Here is an 18,048-nt window from a genome sequence, read left to right as displayed (position 1 = left end):
TCTATTTGCTTTTAGCTGACCAATTTCTGGAGCATAATCGTATATTTGTAGGGAATAATATTAGCTATTTGTTGAGGGAATGCGTTATGATATGTAGGAAAACTACATGTATAGGGTTAATGCGTTCGAATAAAAGGAGGTATACCTATATGTCTAATAACAAAAGAGAATTATTACAAGAGGAAACTCAGCAATTGCTTGAAGTATTACAAACTCGATTTTTTAAAAATATGCATCGTCATAATGGAATACAGTGGGAGGAGGTCAAAGCTAGACTCGAGCAATACCCGCAAAAAATGTGGTCACTGCAGCAAATGGAAGCAACAGGTGGAGAGCCTGATGTTGTTGCTTACGACGAGGAGACTAGAGAATATATTTTCTACGATTGTGCAGCAGAAAGTCCGAGAGGGAGACGAAGTTTGTGCTATGATCGTCAGGCATTAGAAGCAAGAAAGCAAAATAAGCCTGAAAACAGTGCAATTGATTTTGTAAATGAGATCGGAATCGATATTTTAAATGAGGAAGAGTATCGCTATTTGCAAACATTAGGTCCATTCGATACGAAAACATCGAGCTGGTTAAAAACGCCTGTTGAGATTAGAAAGCTCGGCGGTGCAATATTTGGTGATTATCGTTATGGACATGTGTTTGTTTACCATAATGGAGCAGATTCATACTATGCTGCCAGAGGAGTGCGCGGTTCACTAAGAGTTTAGCATTTGTGAATCATTATTTCATTGTCAGTGAAGTATTTTTGCTTATTTAAGATGAATTAGAGGAAACAACGGAGAAGGTATAGACATGAAAAAGATAATTGTAATCGGGGCAGGGATATTGGGGGCTTCGACCGCTTACCATCTAAGTAAATTAGGAGCTGAGGTTACTATTATCGATCGCCAAGACAAAGGACAAGCTACCGATGCAGCGGCAGGAATAATTTGTCCATGGCTATCGCAACGCCGTAACCAAACGTGGTATCGTCTTGCTAAAGCAGGAGCAAGATACTATCCTTCATTAATTGCCGAGCTTAAGCAGGATGGAGAAGGAAATACAGGCTATGCCAGGGTAGGAGCTTTATGTATCCATCATGATTATGACAAATTAATTAAGATGAAAGAAAGAGCGGAAAAGCGTAAGGAAGACGCTCCTGAAATTGGTGAGCTCACCTTACTAACAGAACTTGAAGCAAAAGAAAGATTTCCTTTATTATCAGAAGGTTACGCGGCGCTTCATGTTACTGGGGCGGCAAGGGTAGATGGTAGACGTTTGCGCGATGCTTTACTAAGTTCAGCTCAGCGTCATGGCACACGACTCATTACAGGCAATGCTCAGCTGCAACAACAAAACGGAATGATAACAGCAGTTAAGGTAAATGGAGAAACATTTACGGCTGATGAGTTTATTGTATGTGCAGGTGCTTGGTCAAATCAATTACTCCACCCGCTTGGCATTATGATGCATGTGCGGTATCAAAAGGCACAAATTATGCATTTGCAAACGGAAGCGGATGTTAAAACAGCGGAGTGGCCGGTTGTGATGCCGCCGACTGATCAATATTTGCTAGCCTTTGATGAAGGTCGAATTGTGATTGGTGCAACTCATGAAAATGATGTTGTCGGTTATGATACAAATGTAACTGCAGGCGGCATGCATGAAATTTTAACAAAAGGCATGGATATCGCTTCAGGACTTGCGGATTGCAGTTTGCATGAGATTAGAGTAGGTTTTCGCCCGTTTACCGCTGGTTTTCTTCCTGTACTAGGAAAAATCGATGGCTGGCAAAAACTAATAGTAGCCAATGGACTAGGGTCATCAGGATTAACAATGGGACCGTATATCGGTCAGCAGCTTGCTAAGCTTGCTTTAGATATGGAGCTTGATATCCATTTAGAGGATTATGCAGTGGCGCAGGCAATGATTACAGCTTAATGTCAATGTAGAAGTGATTTTCCTTTATTGGTGAACCTTATTTTTATGCTATTCTTTATATGAATACAAGATAGTGCTTACTTCAATTAACTTAGGAGGTTTATTCATGTTAAGAGTTGGGATTATCGGAGCAGGTGGAATTTATCGCTATGCGCATTTGGAGGGTTGGCGAACAGCTATCTCAGAAGGAGTGGAAGTTGTTGCAGTATGTGATGCGAATGAAGAACTCGCGCGTGCTGCGGAGCAAGACTTTCCAGGTGCCACGGTATACACGGATTATATGGAGCTTATTGCTCGTGATGATATTGATATTGTTAGTATTACAACTCCAAACAAATTTCATTCCATAATCGCAATTGAAGCATTAAAAAACGGCAAGCATGTTTTTTGTGAAAAACCTGATGCGATTAATCCGGAGGAAGCTGAGAAAATGGCCGCTATCGCCGAGCATAGCGGCAAGCTGCTAATGGTAATGCGTAACAATCGTTTTACAGCGGCAGCAAAGCATGTTAAAGCGTTAGTTGAGCAAGGCTTTTTTGGCGAGCTGTATGCTGGTCGATGCGGCTGGATACGAACACGAGGCATTCCAGGTCGTGGCGGCTGGTTTACAACTAAGGAGCTATCTGGTGGAGGGCCGCTTATTGATCTTGGCGTACATATGATTGATTTAGCGATGTGGCTAGCTGGAAATCCTGAACCAACTACGGTTAGCGGTGCTACCTACCGAAAATTTGCTGATCGACCAGATGCAAACGGAGAAATACCGACTGGAACATTTGATGTAGAGGACTTAGCGATGGGCTTTATTCGCTATGATAATGGCTCTGCATTGCAAATCGAATTTAGCTGGGCATCAAATATTGAACGTGAGCAGAAATTTATTGAATGGCGGGGAACAGAAGCTGGCTTCTCAATTATTAATGACGAGCTGACAATATATGTCGAGCGAGATGGACAAGTTATCGCAGAGCGACCAGAGCTGCCGTATGAGGAACAGACGCAGCATGTACAAAATATTATTCACTTTATTAAATGTATAAAGGGTGAGCAAAGCCCTACGATTACACCACAGGATGGTGTGCATATGATTAAAATATTAGATGCGATTTATCGTTCATCTAAACAGGGCTGTGAAATCCGCTTATAAGCGAATAGCTATTTAATTAAAACTTAATTGTCAAAAAACCGTAACTTCATTTTTTATAGTAGCTATTTATTTTTTCTTCTTTATGAGCTATACTTAAGGAGTATTTAAACATCAATGTATAAAAAGTCTAGACATAAAGGAGTATGAGAGATGAAAGTTTTATTGGTAAAAGCTAACAATCGTCCTGCTACAGATGCGGTATCAAGCAAAATGTACGAGGCATTTGCGGCAAATCTAAAAGGGGTTGAAGTTTCAACTTTTGATGTATTTGCTGAAGATATGCCTTACTTCGGCCAAGACTTTTTTGAAGCATTTGGCAGAGCACAAGCTGGTACATTAACTGCAGAGGATCAACGTCTGCTTGCAGCTAAGCAAAAAGCTATGGATGCATTGTCAGCTGCTGACGTTGTAGTATTTGCATTCCCATTGTGGAACTTAACAATTCCTGCTGCATTGCAAACTTTTATTGATTATGTTTATCAAGCAGGTTATTCTTTCAAATACAATGAGCAAGGTCAGCTAGTGCCGCTACTAACTAACAAAAAAGCGATATTGCTAAACGCTCGTGGCGGATACTATTCAACTCCTGAAGCTGCACCTATGGAAATGTCATTAAATTATATGCGTAATGTTCTTGGTGGAATCTTTGGTATGGAAATTATTGATGAGGTTGTAATTGAAGGACATAACGCTAATCCAGCACAAGCAGAATCTATTATTGCAGAAGGCTTAGAGCGTGTAAAAGCAGCTGCAGAAAAACTATCACTTGTTGCAGCTAAGTAATTATAAATTCGTAACTAACTATATATGGCTAGATTATTCTAGCTTCATCTTAAAAAGGGCCGGTCTACCAGATCGACCCTTTTATTTTTTTCGACATAACTAGACAAAACCAAGCCGCTATCGTTAAGCTTATAGAGATAGAAATACGATTAGGAGGGAACTTAATCCCGTGAATGTTATTTTCATTGTAAATGAGCAGGCTGGAGGCGGTAGGGCAGCTGCATTATGGCGTAAATATAAACAGCAACTTACGATTGACTTTATTGAGCATTGCACAGAGTACGCTGGTCATGCGATAAAGCTTGCAAGAGATTACAAAGAACGTATTGCTATAGATGCTCATGCAAGTTATTTGCTAATTGCTGTTGGTGGAGATGGCACGATTCATGAAGTGATAGAGGGTGCTGCTGGAAGTGAGCGAATTATTATTGGTGCAATAAAAGCAGGCTCAGGCAATGATTTTGCAAGAGGGTATTCAGTTTTTTCTTCAATAGCGCACTTAGAGCAATATGTGCGAGAGCGTAACTATAACGGTAAGGCGATGGATCTTGGATATTTAATATATGGCGATCAAAAAGCTAGCTTTGTAAACAATACAGGGGTAGGATTTGATGCATATGTTGTCTATTTAACCAATACTTCCACATATAAAAAAGTATTAAATAAATTAAAGCTAGGTAAGCTAGGTTACCTTATCTCGACTGTACTGGGGTTATTTAGGTTTAAACGCTTTAATGCAACGATATATAATGAAGGTTCTGAACAACATTTTAGTAAGGTATGGTTTATTGCTGTAAGTAATCAGCCTTATTTCGGCGGAGGAATGAAGATTTCACCTCGCTCAAACAGCAGTGATGGGAAGCTTGAGCTGACCATTGTTCATCAACTATCACGTATCAAGCTTTTAACGGTTTTTCTAACTGTATTTTGGGGCAAACATGAGCGATTTAAAGAAGTAACGATGCTGCAAGGAGAAAATTTTGAAATACAACTAGATAGTGAGGCTCATACTCATGTAGATGGCGAAAGTTTAGGTCTAGTAAAATCAAAACAACGTGTACGATGTGGAATTGGTAATAAAAAATGGAGCTTTGCTGTGACAGATTAATTAAAATGGGATTATCTAGTGATTCTACAGTTATTATGGTAATAGCTCCACATTGATTGCCGTTTTTATGTTCGCTATAATTAACTTTGGTAGATTCCATATTTTATTTTCAATTTATTCAAGAAGTGAAATCATTTTTAGTTATCTCCGGAACATTTTAGCAGACAAATGCGTATATAATTATGATGCGCATGAGAATCCTAGACGAGGGCAGTGAATTTAAGTCTTTCATGTAATACGTAAGAGTTTGATGTTAGTCAGTTTGCAGGAGCAATTTTTCCTGATATATAAGACTTAAATGCAGATGAGGTGACTGGAAATTCAGTTTGATTAATTAGTAGTAAAATGGTATGATAAAAAATGTCGAGATCCTTTTTTTGGATATAAGATATAAGTTAATGGTTTCTTTAAATAATGAAATATTTCTCTTAGTCTAAATTAAAAAAGCCAATGATAGACAAAATAAGAATTAAAAGATATTTTGAAAAGGTAATAAAATCATACTCGAATCTACTATGTTTAGCAATGGCTTTTTAATCTCCAGAAATTGGAGCGAATTTACTATTTTATTTTGGATATATATCTAGCATAATGAAATAGTATACAATAGAATGAGAGGGTTACCATTTTGATAGATATACATACACATATATTGCCGGGTTTTGATGATGGTGCTGGCTCATTGGATGAAGCATTGGCGTTAGCAGAACAAGCCTCCCGTAACGGTATTACTGTTGTTGTTGCTACGCCGCATCACCATGCAAGAGGATTTTACTGTGAAGCGGAACAGGTTAAAAGAGAGGTTGCAATATTAAATGAAGAGCTGAGTAAACACAATATTCAGCTTGAAGTGCTGCCTGGTCAAGAGGTTAGAGTCTATGACAACCTGTTAGAAGATTTAGAGAATGGACAATTGCAGACAATTGCGTCTAGTCCATATTTGCTTGTTGAGTTCCCATCTTCTAAGGTGCCTACCCATGTAGAGGAGCTGTTTCATGAGCTTATTTTATTAGGCATAACCCCAATTATTGCTCATCCAGAAAGAAATAGCGAGTTAGCGAATAATATTGAACGCTTGTCCAGCTTAGTTAAAGCAGGGGCATTGGCGCAAATTACTAGCTCGTCAGCTAGCGGCAATAAGGGGCGGAAACTGCAAAAAATTACAATTGAAATGTGTAAAAAGGGACTTATTCACTTTGTTGCTTCTGACGCTCATCATGCGATTAATCGTCCATTTGATCTAAAACAAGGATATGAAGTGTTAGAAAAGCAACTAGGACAAGCAGTGGTCGAATACTATCAGCTCAATGCTGAACGGATCATCCGTGGTCAGAGTATTCTGGACACGATGCCAGCCGTGAAGCGGAGATTTATATTCTGGTAGAATTCAAGAAAGGAGGATTAGGTGTGAAGGTAAACAAGGTTAGTATAAAATTTTTGTTATTAGCATTAATCACAACTTTGTTTGTGAGTGTTGGAGCTACACCAACAGCTTATGCAGTCGGTAAGCAGCAATACGTTACTGTAAATAAAGCAGACTTTCATTTCATCGTTGATGGTAAGGTATATCATGCTCCAAAGGAAACACAAGGTTTTCTATATAATAACCGAGTTTATGTGCCTATACGCTTTGCAAGCTATTTGCTAGAAAAATGGGTAGTTTGGAATAACAGTACTTCTACTGTATCAATTTCGATGCCAAATGCTAATCAATTAAAGCAGTTGCAAAGTTATAAAGCACAATATTCTGTTGCAAATGCTGATACATCTAAGGCAGCATCATCATGGAAGAAAGAAAAAATTTATGCTTCAGTTGACGTAGCTAGCTACAACTTCTTTGGAAAACAGTTATCAATTCCAAAGGATGTTACTACTTTTATGCACAAAGGGACACTTTATGTTCCGCTTCGCTTCTTTGCTGAGTCGATTCAACACGATATTACATATAACTCTGCAACGAAAAGTGTTATTATGAAATCTCGTACTGCAAGCAATGATCAATCTGGCAATAATGGCGGCAGTAGAGGGAATGCTGATGGCTCTAATGGTGAAAATACTGATGGAACGAATGGTTCTATTGGGGAGAACACTGATGGATCTAACGGGTCTATTGGTGGTGGAGAAAATCAGCCGACTAGACAGCAAATTATTTCTTCTGCAGAAACTGAGCTTAAACGTCTGAAATCTAGATTGTCTACAAAAGCATATTCTTTGTATTCCCAATATTTAGAGGCGGATGACGAAGGAAAAGCGAAGTTGCTTGCTGAAGGATTGCAGGCTCTTGCTGACGCAGATGCTGAAGTCGCTAAAATTATCGAAAATATGAATAGCGAGCTAGGCAAATATAATTATGAAATTGGCAATGAAGGTAGCAAGTTTTTAGAAACCTATCAGGCGGAAAAAAACGCTATGTACCAAAGGTTTTCTAATTCTTAAATAAAACTATTATAGAAATGCAATTAGTAAAGGAGAGAATGATATGAAGAAAAAAACATTACTAACTACTACAATTGCTTTAGCGATGGCAAGTGCTATGACATTTGCTCCAGTATCTTATAAAGTAATCGACAAAGTGGATGCTGCTTCTGCACCAGCTAGCGCTGAGAAAATTAGTGTTGCAACTAAGCTAAAAGGTGTATATGAAAAGTTGAATGTTCAATATAACGGTTCTGCAGTTCTAGCAAATGCATTTGATGCTGCACTAGATCAAGCAAATACTGATGTTGAATCACTTGACATTCAAGCTGATCTTCCTAACCTATATAACAAAATTAATGGTCTAGGCGGAACAGTTGTATCTAAGCTTGAAGAAGCAGTGGAAGTTTTAATTAAAGAAGCTATCTCATCCTACAAATCTAACAGCCCTAACTTGAGCACTAACTTGAATGATGTACCATCTAATGTTGAAGATGCAATTTATAAGTTGAATGATGCTTTGCAAGATGCAGGACTTTTAGCAAACGATCAATATCTAACAACTGATGATGCTGCTAAACTTCTAGTGGCACTAAAAGAGTCATTCCTTAACGGAAACTTTAACTATACTAATATTGAAGACCAAGTGTTAGATGCTCTAAAAGCTTTTGCTAAAGCTGAATATGAAAATCAATCTACTAACAATACTTTCTCTATCGTGCTTCAAAACGCATACAGCAGCCTTGATGATCTTGAAGCAGATTTTGATACATTAAAAGCAAACGTTAAGTCTGAGCTTAATGCTAATGCAAGCAAAAAAGAAACTTACAAAAAAGGTGCACTTGCATTTGCAATTGCAGCAGCACAATATCAATTAGAACAAGAAGGATACCGTCCGCTTAAGAGTAGCTATACAGGTACAGGTAGCAAAGTAGAATTGAATCCTAATTTCCCAGGTATTGATGATCTTACATTATCTGCTCTAGTATCTGCTCTAGATTGGAGTGCTGGTCCTCACAATATCGGCGTAGATAATAATGGCGTATTAGTACTAAATGTTAACGGTTATGGTACTTTCAATATTAATGTAACAGCTAAATTGAAAAAATTTAAAGTAGGAGCTTTCGAAATTCCGGATGATTTTGCAGAAGCAGAAATTGAACTATTTAGTCAACAAATTTCTGTAACAGCAAATCGTCCAAGCTCTGGCGGTGGATCAGTTATTGATAATTCATTAACTCTTGTTGGTGACTATCAACAAAAAGCAGCAGCTATTTCTGCTTTAATTTCAGATTACTTAAGCAAAAACCCAGTACTTAGCAACAACGTTCAAGTACATGGATTGAAAAAAATCATTGAAGAGCAATTGCGTCAAGCATTAACAGTTGCAGCAGCAAATGCAACGACAACTGTTAACGGTGTAACCACACTGGATATTGTACCAGGTAAATTAACTACAATTAATAATGAGCAAGTTACTGCTGTACTAAATACATTAAAAGCAGCTCTTGAAGCAGCAGGCATTAAACTTGATGTTGCTCCAACATTAACATTTAACGTAGGAGTAGCAGCTAACGCTCAATTGAACATTAACAAAGCTTCACTTGATACACTATCTGGCAAAGGCATTGCTAATGTTGCAGTTCGTTCTGGCGATGCTGTAATTGAAGCTGCAGTAAGTCAATTAACTAGCAATACTAAGCTTACAATTAATAAATCAGAAGCTAGCAATGTACAAGGTGCAAAATCTGATGTATATAGCCTATCTGTAAAAGATGCTAACGGCAAAGACGTACTTGGCTTCAAACAACAATATCGTGTTACTCTTCCTGTGAATGGTGACAGCAGCAATGTAACAGTTGCATTGCTAGGTAACGGCAGCCAAACACTAATCGGTGGTCAATACGATCCTGCAACTAAAACAATTACATTCTACACAAATGTACTTGGTGATTTCGTAGTAGTTGAAAATAAAGCAGAATTCAATGATATTTCTAATGTTACTTGGGCTACTAATGCAATTCAAAAACTGGCAGATAAAGGTATTATCCAAGGTAAAGGCGAAGGTAAATTCGATCCTTACAGCAACATCACTCGTGCTGAATTTACTGCACTAGTTGTACGTGCACTTAACTTAAGCGTAGAGGCTAACCTAACATTTAAAGACGTATCTGAAAATGCTTGGTACCATGATGTAATTGCTGCGGCATATAAATATGACATTATTAAAGGACGCAGTGCTGATAAGTTTGATCCTAATGCTTCAATTACACGTGAAGAAATGGCAAGTGTAGCAGCTAACGCATTAAAAGCGGTTCTTGGCTTTGAGTCTCCTGCTAATGCAAATGAAGTTCTAAATAAATTTAATGATGGTAATAAAGTTGCTCCAGTACATCAAGCAAATGTTGCTCAATTAGCAAATGACGGTATTGTACAAGGTAAAGGCAACAGCAATTACGATCCTAAAGGTAATGCAACAAGAGCAGAAGTAGCAGTTATTATTGCATCTATTCTTGATCTAAGATAATATACTATATCGACCTAGCAATCTTAGTAAGAGTTTTTGTTCAGCTTTGTGCTGAATGGAAACTCTTACTGACTGATTGCGGTCGATTTATAGTTTTGGAGGTTATAAAAAGTCCATGGAACTAGAGCTTAAAGACTACTTTAGGATTATTGCAAAGCGGATAAAGCTAATTCTATGGTTAGTTGTTGTAATTGCAATAGTAACAGCTATATTTAGTTATTGGTTTATGAAACCAAAGTACGAATCTTCTACGCAACTGATCGTGAATAATTCACAGGATATGTCAAGAACGCTGGATATTAACAGTGTCAACCTTGATATTAGACTCGTAGATACGTATAAACAGATTATTAAGACAGCAGCAATAACCGATAAAGTAGCAGAACGTAATGCCGATTTAGGATTAACAGGAGATCAAATATCAAATTTAATTAGCGTATCTTCTGTTAGCAATACGCAAGTACTAAGTATTTCGGCTAGATACAGCGACTATCCAACAACAGTAAGAATAGTAAATGAAGTAGCAAAAGTTTTTGTAGAAGAAATTCCTAATATAATGTCTGTAAATAATGTGAGCATTCTAAATGAGGCAAAGTTAGTTGATAATCCTTCTCCTGTTGCTCCAAATCCAATATTAAATATAGCTCTAAGTATCATTGTTGCATTATTGCTAGGTATTGGACTTGCGTTATTACTTGAATATCTTGATGATAGTATTAAGGATGAGCAGGATGTAGAGCAATATATTGGTCTTCCTGTTCTAATGACGATTCCAACCGTAACAGAGGAAGATTTGAGTAGGGGAAAAGTGTCGGAGAAAAAGGTTAGAACGGAGGTTGCAAGCAATGTCACAGTCTCTAAGTGAGCAAATGAGGCACCTGATTACTGTTACTAATCCTAAATCCCCTATTAGTGAAGCGTATCGAACTTTACGTACTAATATTAGCTTTTCAGCAATAGATGAAGAATTAAAAGTATTAATGGTAACTTCAGCTGGACCGGGTGAAGGGAAATCGACAACAGTAGCCAATTTGGCAGCAACTTATGCACAAAGTGATAAGCGCACGGTATTGGTTGAGCTGGATTTACGAAAACCAACGGTGCATAAAACATTTAAATTATCTAATCGCTTAGGAATTAGCCATGTATTGACTAAGCAGGCTGTGCTTGAAGAAGTCATTCAAGATACAGCTATTCCTAACTTAAGTGCAATAACTGCCGGAATGATTCCTCCCAATCCTTCCGAGTTAGTTGGTTCAAAGGCATTAGGTAAAATTATTGAGCAATTGTGTGAACTATTTGATCAAGTGATAATTGACACTCCGCCAGTGCTAGCTTTAACTGATGCACAGCTTATCTCAACACATTGTGATGGTGTGGTGCTCGTTGCTGAGGCAGGAAAAGTAAAACGCAGTGCATTATTAGATGCCAAGGAAAGATTGGAAATCGTTAAAGCGAAAATTATTGGAGTAGTAATTAATAATGCGAAGCGTAAAGCCAAGGATGATTACTACTACTATTATTATGGACATGAAGAAAAGTAATTGCTCGTAGGCGAAGTTCCTTTTATATACAGTTAGTTTTCTGTTAGTAAAAGGAAGTGGGAGGCTAGTATGTTTAAATTTCGTAAATATACGTTATTACTTATTGTAATAGATATATGCATAGTTGCAGGTTGTGTAGCATTATCCTATTTGCTAAATGTTAATGGAGAAATAAGTAAAATTAATTTTTCTAAAGCATTACAATTTTTAGGGATTAGTGTCGTATTCAGCTTTGGTTGCTTTTATATTAGTTCACTATATAAACGTGTATGGCAATATGCCAGCGTAGGTGAAATGCTATTAATCTTTAAAGCTGTTACCTTTAGCATGGCTTTATCCTATATCTTCACATTATTATTGCCCAATCTATATGTACCTGTAGTTATCGCTGTAAACAGCTATTTGCTGATTTTGCTTGGTGTTGGAGCATCGCGCTTTGCGATAAGATTAGCAAAGGACTATTTGGTAAAACCAGATATGGATGGATTAAAGAGAACATTAATTATAGGTGCTGGTCAATGCGGAGTACTCGTTTCGCGTGAGTTGAAATCAAACTCCAACTCTAATCTTGTCGCTATTGGTTTTATCGATGATGATCCACTTAAACTACATCAGAATGTTGTAGGCTTGCCAGTGCTAGGGAATCGCTCACATATCCCGCAAATAGTAAAAGAACATGATATTTCAGAGATTATAATTGCGTTGCCTTCTGTATCTCGGAAGGAAATCTCAGAAATTATTTCTATTTGCAAGCGTACGAATGCAAATATGAAAATTATTCCGCATATTCATGACCTTATCGAAGGTAAGATCACAATGAAATCCCTTCGTAATGTTGAGGTCGAAGATTTATTGGGTCGAGATCCTGTCGTTCTTGAAAGTGATGGCATTAAAGAGTATGTGGAAGATAAAGTTGTTCTAGTAACTGGTGCTGGAGGATCAATTGGTTCTGAATTGTGCAGACAGCTGACTAACTTTAATCCAGGTAAACTATTGTTACTAGGGCATGGCGAGAATAGCATCTATCAGATTCATCGTGAGCTTTCTTCCAAGGATGTTAAGGTCGTTCCGATCATTGCGGATGTGCAGGATCGCGCACGAATGGAGGATGTATTCCGACGATTTAAGCCACAGGTGGTTTTTCATGCTGCGGCTCATAAGCATGTCCCTTTAATGGAAGAAAATCCATCAGAGGCAATAAAAAATAATGTTTTCGGTACACGTAATGTGGCGGATCTAGCTGACCGCTACGAAGCAGAAAAGTTCGTGCTAGTGTCTACAGATAAAGCTGTAAATCCAACAAGCATAATGGGAGCGACAAAGCGGATTGCTGAAATGTACATTCAGTGCCTAGCTAAGCAATCTAAAACTAGCTTTAGTGCGGTGCGTTTTGGCAATGTGCTTGGCAGTCGTGGCAGTGTTATACCGCTATTTAAAGAACAGATTGCTAAAGGCGGTCCTGTTACAGTGACTCATCCAGAAATGATTCGTTACTTTATGACAATCCCGGAAGCTTCGCGACTTGTATTGCAAGCTGGTGCTTATGCTAAGGGGGGCGAGATTTTTATTCTGGATATGGGTGAGCCTGTACGTATCGTTGATCTGGCACATGACCTAATAAAGCTATCTGGATATGAGCCTAATGTTGACATTATGATCGAGTTTACAGGAATTCGCACAGGCGAAAAGCTATATGAAGAGCTGCTAATGAACGAGGAAGGTATGACTGATACGAAGCATAAACGAATCTTTATTGGCAAGCCAGCGAATTTTGAACGAGAAAGTATTGAGCTTGAGCTTCGTCGCTTAGAACGCATACTAGGTCAAGATAAAGAAATGATCCAAGAATTGCTTTCGCGCATTGTTCCTACCTATAGCGGTGGACGTAAAGGCGAAAAAGTGCTTGTGCCGAGTAGCTAACACAAGAGAGAAGCGGAGTTGCTCTGCTTCTCTTATTAGGTTATAAAAGTAAAGTAGGTGATCTGATGTACGATCAAATAAAAAAAATCTGTGATATACTTGGGGCGTTATTTTTACTGATAGTTTTATCTCCTATACTTTTACTTATTTCACTATTAATAAAAATTGAATCAAAAGGACCAATTCTTTTTAAACAAAAGAGAGTAGGTAAAAATAAAGATTATTTCAATATATTAAAATTTAGAACAATGTATATAGATGCTCCTAAAGATTCTCCGACCCATCTATTAGATAATCCGGATAAGTATATAACAAAAATAGGAAAAATATTAAGAAAAACCAGTCTAGATGAATTGCCTCAATTAATTAATATATTAAAAGGTGAAATGAGTTTTATCGGGCCAAGACCTGCTTTATGGAATCAGTTTGATTTAATTGAAGAACGGGATAAATATGGAGCGAACAATGTGCTTCCTGGATTATCAGGTTGGGCGCAAGTTAATGGAAGAGATGAATTACCTATTGAAATAAAGGCAAAGTACGATGGTGAATATGTTTATTCAAAAAGTTTACATATGGATATAAAATGTATTTTTTTGACTCTAATAAATGTTATAAAACGGAAAGGTATTGTTGAAGGGAAGATTACTTCAACAAAAGGAGGTAAATGATTCAAGGAGATGAATATCGATTGAAAAAAGTGCTTATAACAGGTGTTAATAGCTATATTGGTAGTAATTTGAAATTATGGTTAGAAAAAACTGTGGATGTTTTTGTGGTTGATACAATAAGCTTGAAAAACGAAGATTGGAAACAATCAAATTTCTCTAAATATGATGTTATAGTCCATGTTGCTGGTATTGCTCATGTATCAACTAATCCACGTAATGAGCAATTATACTATAAAGTAAATAGAGATTTAACAATAGAGATTGCAACAAAAGCGAAGATTGAAGGAGTAAAGCAATTCATTTTTTTAAGTAGTATTATTGTCTATGGAAGTAAATTTTATAATGGTGAGTCAATAAATGTTAAAACTGTTCCCAAACCAGATAATTTTTACGGAGTTAGTAAACTAGAAGCTGAGGAAGGGATAAAAAAACTACAATCTGATAAGTTTAATGTTGTTATAATAAGACCACCTATGGTTTATGGCAAAAATTCAAAAGGAAACTATAGAAGATTATCAAAATTAGCTAAGTATATAAATTTCTTTCCTAACTATTCAAATACAAGAAGTATGATTTATATTGATAATCTGTGTGAATTCATAAAATTAATGATTATAAATGAAGAATCAGGCATTTTTTTACCGCAAAATGCCGAATATATGCAAACTAGTGAATTAGTTAAATTAATAGGTGAGATCAATAATAGGAAAATCAGAACAATAACTATATTTAACCCAATAATTAAAATATTAATAAAAAGAATAAACATCTTAAACAAATTATTTGGCGATTTATATTATGATCAAAGTGTTAGTTCTTATAAAGAAAATTATTGTGTTTTTACGTTAAAAGATTCAATAATAAAATCTGAAAAGTAGGTAAAATAATGGGAATGAAATATAGTGTATTGATGTCAGTTTATATAAAAGAAAATCCTTTATACTTGAAAGAAAGTATTGAAAGCATGTTAAATCAAACATTAAAACCTGATGAATTCGTAATTGTAAAAGACGGTAGACTTACAAGTGAATTAGATTCTATTATTCAATATTACAACAATAGTTACCCCGGATTATTTACAATAGTGGAATTATCAAACAATATAGGACTAGGTTTGGCATTAAATGAAGGGTTGAAAATTGCAAGAAATGAATTAGTAGCTAGAATGGATTCTGATGACATTTCACTACCTAAGCGTTGTGAATTACAAGTGAAAGAGTTTGAAAAAAATCCTAATTTAGTTATTGTCGGTACAATGATTACAGAATTTGTTGGTACTCAAAATAATATTAAGGACATGAGAATAGTTCCTTTAGAACATGAAAACATTGTAAAATTTTCAAAACGTAGAAGTCCATTTAATCATCCTACAGTCATGTATAGAAGATCAAAAGTATTAGAAATTGGTGGCTATCACGATATAAAAAGAAAAGAAGATATTGAATTGTTTGGTAGAATGCTTAAAAGTGGTTTTCTTTCTATGAATATTAACAGTTCATTATTATTATACAGAATTAATGATAACAATTTTGAAAGAAGAAAAGACTGGGGAAACTGTAAGAGTTATATTAAAGTTATATACCAGTTTTGGAAAGATGGTTATTCAAGTATACTAGATTTGCTAGTAGTAATTGTTGGACAATTAGTAATGTATTTTTCACCAATTTGGCTATTAAAATTGTTATCAAGTTGGTTTTTAAGAAAAGACAGTAAAAATATTAAGTCAGAGAGCTTAAATTGATGGAGGTTCTATGTGGAATAATATTAGAATTATTAGGTGGTTTAAATCAGTCTTACCATTGGGATTAAAAATAGTCCTTATCGAAATTTTAGTGAAAATGCAGTATATTTTTTATTTTTTCTTTCCTAGAAAAATCGTTAATTTTGGTGAAAAAACTAAGATATTTGTGATGCTAAGTACAGATTACTCTAATCTTGGTGATCATGCAATGACTTATGCTCATATCAAGTTATTAAAAGAAAGATATCCTGATGCACAAATTATTGAAATCTTAGTTAGTGATACATTGAAGTACTTGAAATTTATTGTGAAGAGAATTGCAAAAAATGACGTAGTCACATTTAAGGGAGGAGGGAATATTGGCTTAGAATATTTTAGAGAAGAATTATATAGGAGAATACTTATTAATAAGTTACCGAATAATAGTATAATCCAGTTTCCTCAAACTATATATTTTCCTGAGAATAAAAAAGGAAATAAAGAATTCATTAAAACTATGAAAATATTTAATGCTCATTCTAACTTTCACCTATTTGTAAGGGATAAAGTTTCTTTCGACATGGCTAGTAGTTATCTTACTGAACGATTATATTTTATTCCTGATGTAGCTTTAACCTTAGATAATATAAATCAAGATTGTAGTCGTGATGGAATCACTATTTGTTTGAGAGCAGATAAAGAAGGGGTATATGATATTACCCAAAAACAATTGATTAAGAGAATATCCAGTGACTACTTTAGTAAGGTTAATATTACTGATACAGTAACAGATTATCCCATTTCCATTGACGAAAGAAAAAATGAACTTGATAAAATATGGAAAGTATTTTCTGAATCTAAATTAGTAATAACTGATAGATTGCATGGAATGATATTTGCTGCAATAACTTCAACACCATGTATTGTATTGGAAACATATAATCATAAAGTTACAGGACAATTTAATTGGTTAAAGCATTTAAATTATATAAAAATGTGTAAATGTAATGAACAAGAATTAATAAAGGCAATAAAGGAAATAAATAACGTTGAAGTAAAACCTTATAGCATGACTAAGTATCAACATTTGTTCAGTCAGATTACAAATATAATAGATGAGGTGTTAGTAATAAATGATTAGAATACTCCATGTTATTGGTAAAAGACCTGTAGGAGGGGTAGGGACATTTCTTATTAACATGCATCGAAACATCGATAGAACTAAAATGCAATTTGATTACTTAATCAATGCATCTGCATCTGAAACAGGAGTATTTGATAAGAATGTGAAAGAATTAGGCGGAAATGTTTATATAATGCCTGAGCTAAAGTATAAAAATACATTCAATTATCTATCAAAACTCAAGGATTTTTATAAAACACATAATAACTATAAAGCAGTTCATGTGCATACACCTAACATTGCACTATTTAATTTTTTGATCTCTAGATATTATGGAATAGAACATCGAATTATTCATAGTCATAATACTCAGTATTCAGATAGAAAAATAAATGCTATTAGAAATTACTTATTGCAATTACCTGTAAATAAACTTGCTAATCAATATGTTGCTTGTTCGCATTTAGCAGCTAAATTCTTATTTGGCGAAGAATTGTTGAATAAAAATAAAGTATATATAGCTAAAAATGCTATTAATTCAAAAGAGTTTGATTATAACGAACAAATTAGAAGTAAAATGAGAAAAGAATTAGGTATAGAGAATAGGTTTGTAATAGGACATATAGGAAGGTTTAATTACCAAAAAAATCATGTCTTTATCTTGGATATTATTGAAGAACTTAAGAAAAAAAATAATAATTGTTTACTTTTATTGATTGGTTCCGGGGAATTAGAAAGTAAATTAAGAGATAAAGTTAAGAAACTTGATCTTGAAGAAAATGTTAAATTTCTTGGGATGAGGAAAGATATTCCTCATTTATTACAAGCTTTTGATCTGTTTTTACTACCCTCATTGTTTGAAGGACTTCCATTAGTTGGTGTTGAAGCTCAGGCTGCTGGTTTACCATGTATTATGTCGGATGTTATTACAAAAGAAATAAAATTAACAAATAATGTGGATTTTATTAATTTAAATGAGGATAAGAGTGTTTGGGTAGAAAAAATTCTAAGTTATGAGAATATGCAAAGAACTTCAACTTGCAATATTATCGTCGAAGCAGGATACGATGTTAAAAATGCTGCTAATGAACTTCAAGACATGTATTTAAAATTATAAAGATTTTAGGATAATTTATTATTGAAAATGTTAAAGGAAGATCA

At 35.4% G+C, this 18,048-nt stretch carries 16 protein-coding genes; all 16 read left to right on the top strand.

The features are described from left to right. Positions 1-149: 149 nt before the first annotated feature. The 16 genes from AC2TDL_RS05280 to AC2TDL_RS05205 all read left to right on the top strand — a co-directional run bounded on the left by AC2TDL_RS05280 (position 150) and on the right by AC2TDL_RS05205 (position 18,004). Positions 150-716: a DUF4256 domain-containing protein gene (locus AC2TDL_RS05280; RefSeq protein ID WP_484699152.1), complete on the top strand. Its 567-nt coding sequence runs from the start codon at positions 150-152 to the stop codon at positions 714-716. Between the two features lie 85 nt (positions 717-801). Continuing rightward, positions 802-1,929, top strand: a complete 1,128-nt coding sequence (locus tag AC2TDL_RS05275) for an NAD(P)/FAD-dependent oxidoreductase (RefSeq protein ID WP_484699151.1) — start codon at positions 802-804, stop codon at positions 1,927-1,929. A gap of 106 nt (positions 1,930-2,035) precedes the next feature. After that, positions 2,036-3,076 carry a Gfo/Idh/MocA family protein gene (locus AC2TDL_RS05270; RefSeq protein WP_484699150.1) on the top strand — a complete coding sequence of 347 codons (1,041 nt, stop codon included), beginning with the start codon at positions 2,036-2,038 and terminating at the stop codon, positions 3,074-3,076. Positions 3,077-3,226: 150 nt separating this feature from the next. Further along, a complete protein-coding gene (locus AC2TDL_RS05265) occupies positions 3,227-3,859 on the top strand; it encodes an FMN-dependent NADH-azoreductase (RefSeq protein ID WP_484699149.1) in 633 nt (210 codons plus the stop codon). A gap of 169 nt (positions 3,860-4,028) precedes the next feature. Next, positions 4,029-4,967, top strand: coding sequence for a diacylglycerol/lipid kinase family protein (locus tag AC2TDL_RS05260; RefSeq protein ID WP_484699148.1), 939 nt, complete (start codon positions 4,029-4,031; stop codon positions 4,965-4,967). Between the two features lie 628 nt (positions 4,968-5,595). Then, positions 5,596-6,351, top strand: coding sequence for a tyrosine-protein phosphatase (locus AC2TDL_RS05255; protein ID WP_484699147.1), 756 nt, complete (start codon positions 5,596-5,598; stop codon positions 6,349-6,351). 23 nt (positions 6,352-6,374) lie between these two features. Then, positions 6,375-7,403 (top strand): stalk domain-containing protein, encoded by a 1,029-nt coding sequence (locus AC2TDL_RS05250; protein WP_484699146.1) that lies wholly within the window; start codon positions 6,375-6,377, stop codon positions 7,401-7,403. Positions 7,404-7,446: 43 nt separating this feature from the next. After that, positions 7,447-9,909, top strand: coding sequence for an S-layer homology domain-containing protein (locus AC2TDL_RS05245; protein ID WP_484699145.1), 2,463 nt, complete (start codon positions 7,447-7,449; stop codon positions 9,907-9,909). 115 nt (positions 9,910-10,024) lie between these two features. Continuing rightward, positions 10,025-10,774, top strand: a complete 750-nt coding sequence (locus tag AC2TDL_RS05240; RefSeq protein ID WP_484699144.1) for a YveK family protein — start codon at positions 10,025-10,027, stop codon at positions 10,772-10,774. Then, positions 10,755-11,453, top strand: coding sequence for a CpsD/CapB family tyrosine-protein kinase (locus AC2TDL_RS05235; RefSeq protein WP_484699143.1), 699 nt, complete (start codon positions 10,755-10,757; stop codon positions 11,451-11,453). The genes AC2TDL_RS05240 and AC2TDL_RS05235 overlap by 20 nt, the downstream gene beginning before the upstream one ends. 69 nt (positions 11,454-11,522) lie before the next feature. Then, positions 11,523-13,373 carry a polysaccharide biosynthesis protein gene (locus tag AC2TDL_RS05230; RefSeq protein ID WP_484699142.1) on the top strand — a complete coding sequence of 617 codons (1,851 nt, stop codon included), beginning with the start codon at positions 11,523-11,525 and terminating at the stop codon, positions 13,371-13,373. Between the two features lie 65 nt (positions 13,374-13,438). Further along, a complete protein-coding gene (locus AC2TDL_RS05225) occupies positions 13,439-14,044 on the top strand; it encodes a sugar transferase (protein WP_484699141.1) in 606 nt (201 codons plus the stop codon). After that, a complete protein-coding gene (locus tag AC2TDL_RS05220) occupies positions 14,041-14,922 on the top strand; it encodes an NAD-dependent epimerase/dehydratase family protein (RefSeq protein ID WP_484699140.1) in 882 nt (293 codons plus the stop codon). Before AC2TDL_RS05225 ends, AC2TDL_RS05220 begins: the two co-directional genes overlap by 4 nt. A gap of 8 nt (positions 14,923-14,930) precedes the next feature. Beyond that, the gene (locus AC2TDL_RS05215) at positions 14,931-15,785 is read left to right on the top strand and encodes a glycosyltransferase (protein WP_484699139.1); all 855 of its coding nucleotides are present in this window, start codon (positions 14,931-14,933) and stop codon (positions 15,783-15,785) included. Between the two features lie 10 nt (positions 15,786-15,795). Then, on the top strand, positions 15,796-16,905 hold the full coding sequence (locus AC2TDL_RS05210) for a polysaccharide pyruvyl transferase family protein (RefSeq protein ID WP_484699138.1): 1,110 nt from the start codon (positions 15,796-15,798) through the stop codon (positions 16,903-16,905). Beyond that, positions 16,898-18,004 carry a glycosyltransferase family 1 protein gene (locus AC2TDL_RS05205; RefSeq protein ID WP_484699137.1) on the top strand — a complete coding sequence of 369 codons (1,107 nt, stop codon included), beginning with the start codon at positions 16,898-16,900 and terminating at the stop codon, positions 18,002-18,004. The genes AC2TDL_RS05210 and AC2TDL_RS05205 overlap by 8 nt, the downstream gene beginning before the upstream one ends. Positions 18,005-18,048: the final 44 nt, after the last annotated feature.

The organism is Paenibacillus sp. plas6 (assembly GCF_057221655.1).
This window is presented reverse-complemented; position numbering and strand designations above follow the sequence as displayed.

What these genes read in the sequence shown, in the direction of transcription:
- AC2TDL_RS05280 (WP_484699152.1), top strand. Translation starts at nt 150, where the DNA reads ATGTCTAATAACAAAAGAGAATTATTACAAGAGGAAACTCAGCAATTG.
- AC2TDL_RS05275 (WP_484699151.1), top strand. Translation starts at nt 802, where the DNA reads ATGAAAAAGATAATTGTAATCGGGGCAGGGATATTGGGGGCTTCGACC.
- AC2TDL_RS05270 (WP_484699150.1), top strand. Translation starts at nt 2,036, where the DNA reads ATGTTAAGAGTTGGGATTATCGGAGCAGGTGGAATTTATCGCTATGCG.
- AC2TDL_RS05265 (WP_484699149.1), top strand. Translation starts at nt 3,227, where the DNA reads ATGAAAGTTTTATTGGTAAAAGCTAACAATCGTCCTGCTACAGATGCG.
- AC2TDL_RS05245 (WP_484699145.1), top strand. Translation starts at nt 7,447, where the DNA reads ATGAAGAAAAAAACATTACTAACTACTACAATTGCTTTAGCGATGGCA.
- AC2TDL_RS05240 (WP_484699144.1), top strand. Translation starts at nt 10,025, where the DNA reads ATGGAACTAGAGCTTAAAGACTACTTTAGGATTATTGCAAAGCGGATA.
- AC2TDL_RS05235 (WP_484699143.1), top strand. Translation starts at nt 10,755, where the DNA reads ATGTCACAGTCTCTAAGTGAGCAAATGAGGCACCTGATTACTGTTACT.
- AC2TDL_RS05230 (WP_484699142.1), top strand. Translation starts at nt 11,523, where the DNA reads ATGTTTAAATTTCGTAAATATACGTTATTACTTATTGTAATAGATATA.
- AC2TDL_RS05225 (WP_484699141.1), top strand. Translation starts at nt 13,439, where the DNA reads ATGTACGATCAAATAAAAAAAATCTGTGATATACTTGGGGCGTTATTT.
- AC2TDL_RS05220 (WP_484699140.1), top strand. Translation starts at nt 14,041, where the DNA reads ATGATTCAAGGAGATGAATATCGATTGAAAAAAGTGCTTATAACAGGT.
- AC2TDL_RS05215 (WP_484699139.1), top strand. Translation starts at nt 14,931, where the DNA reads ATGGGAATGAAATATAGTGTATTGATGTCAGTTTATATAAAAGAAAAT.
- AC2TDL_RS05210 (WP_484699138.1), top strand. Translation starts at nt 15,796, where the DNA reads ATGTGGAATAATATTAGAATTATTAGGTGGTTTAAATCAGTCTTACCA.
- AC2TDL_RS05205 (WP_484699137.1), top strand. Translation starts at nt 16,898, where the DNA reads ATGATTAGAATACTCCATGTTATTGGTAAAAGACCTGTAGGAGGGGTA.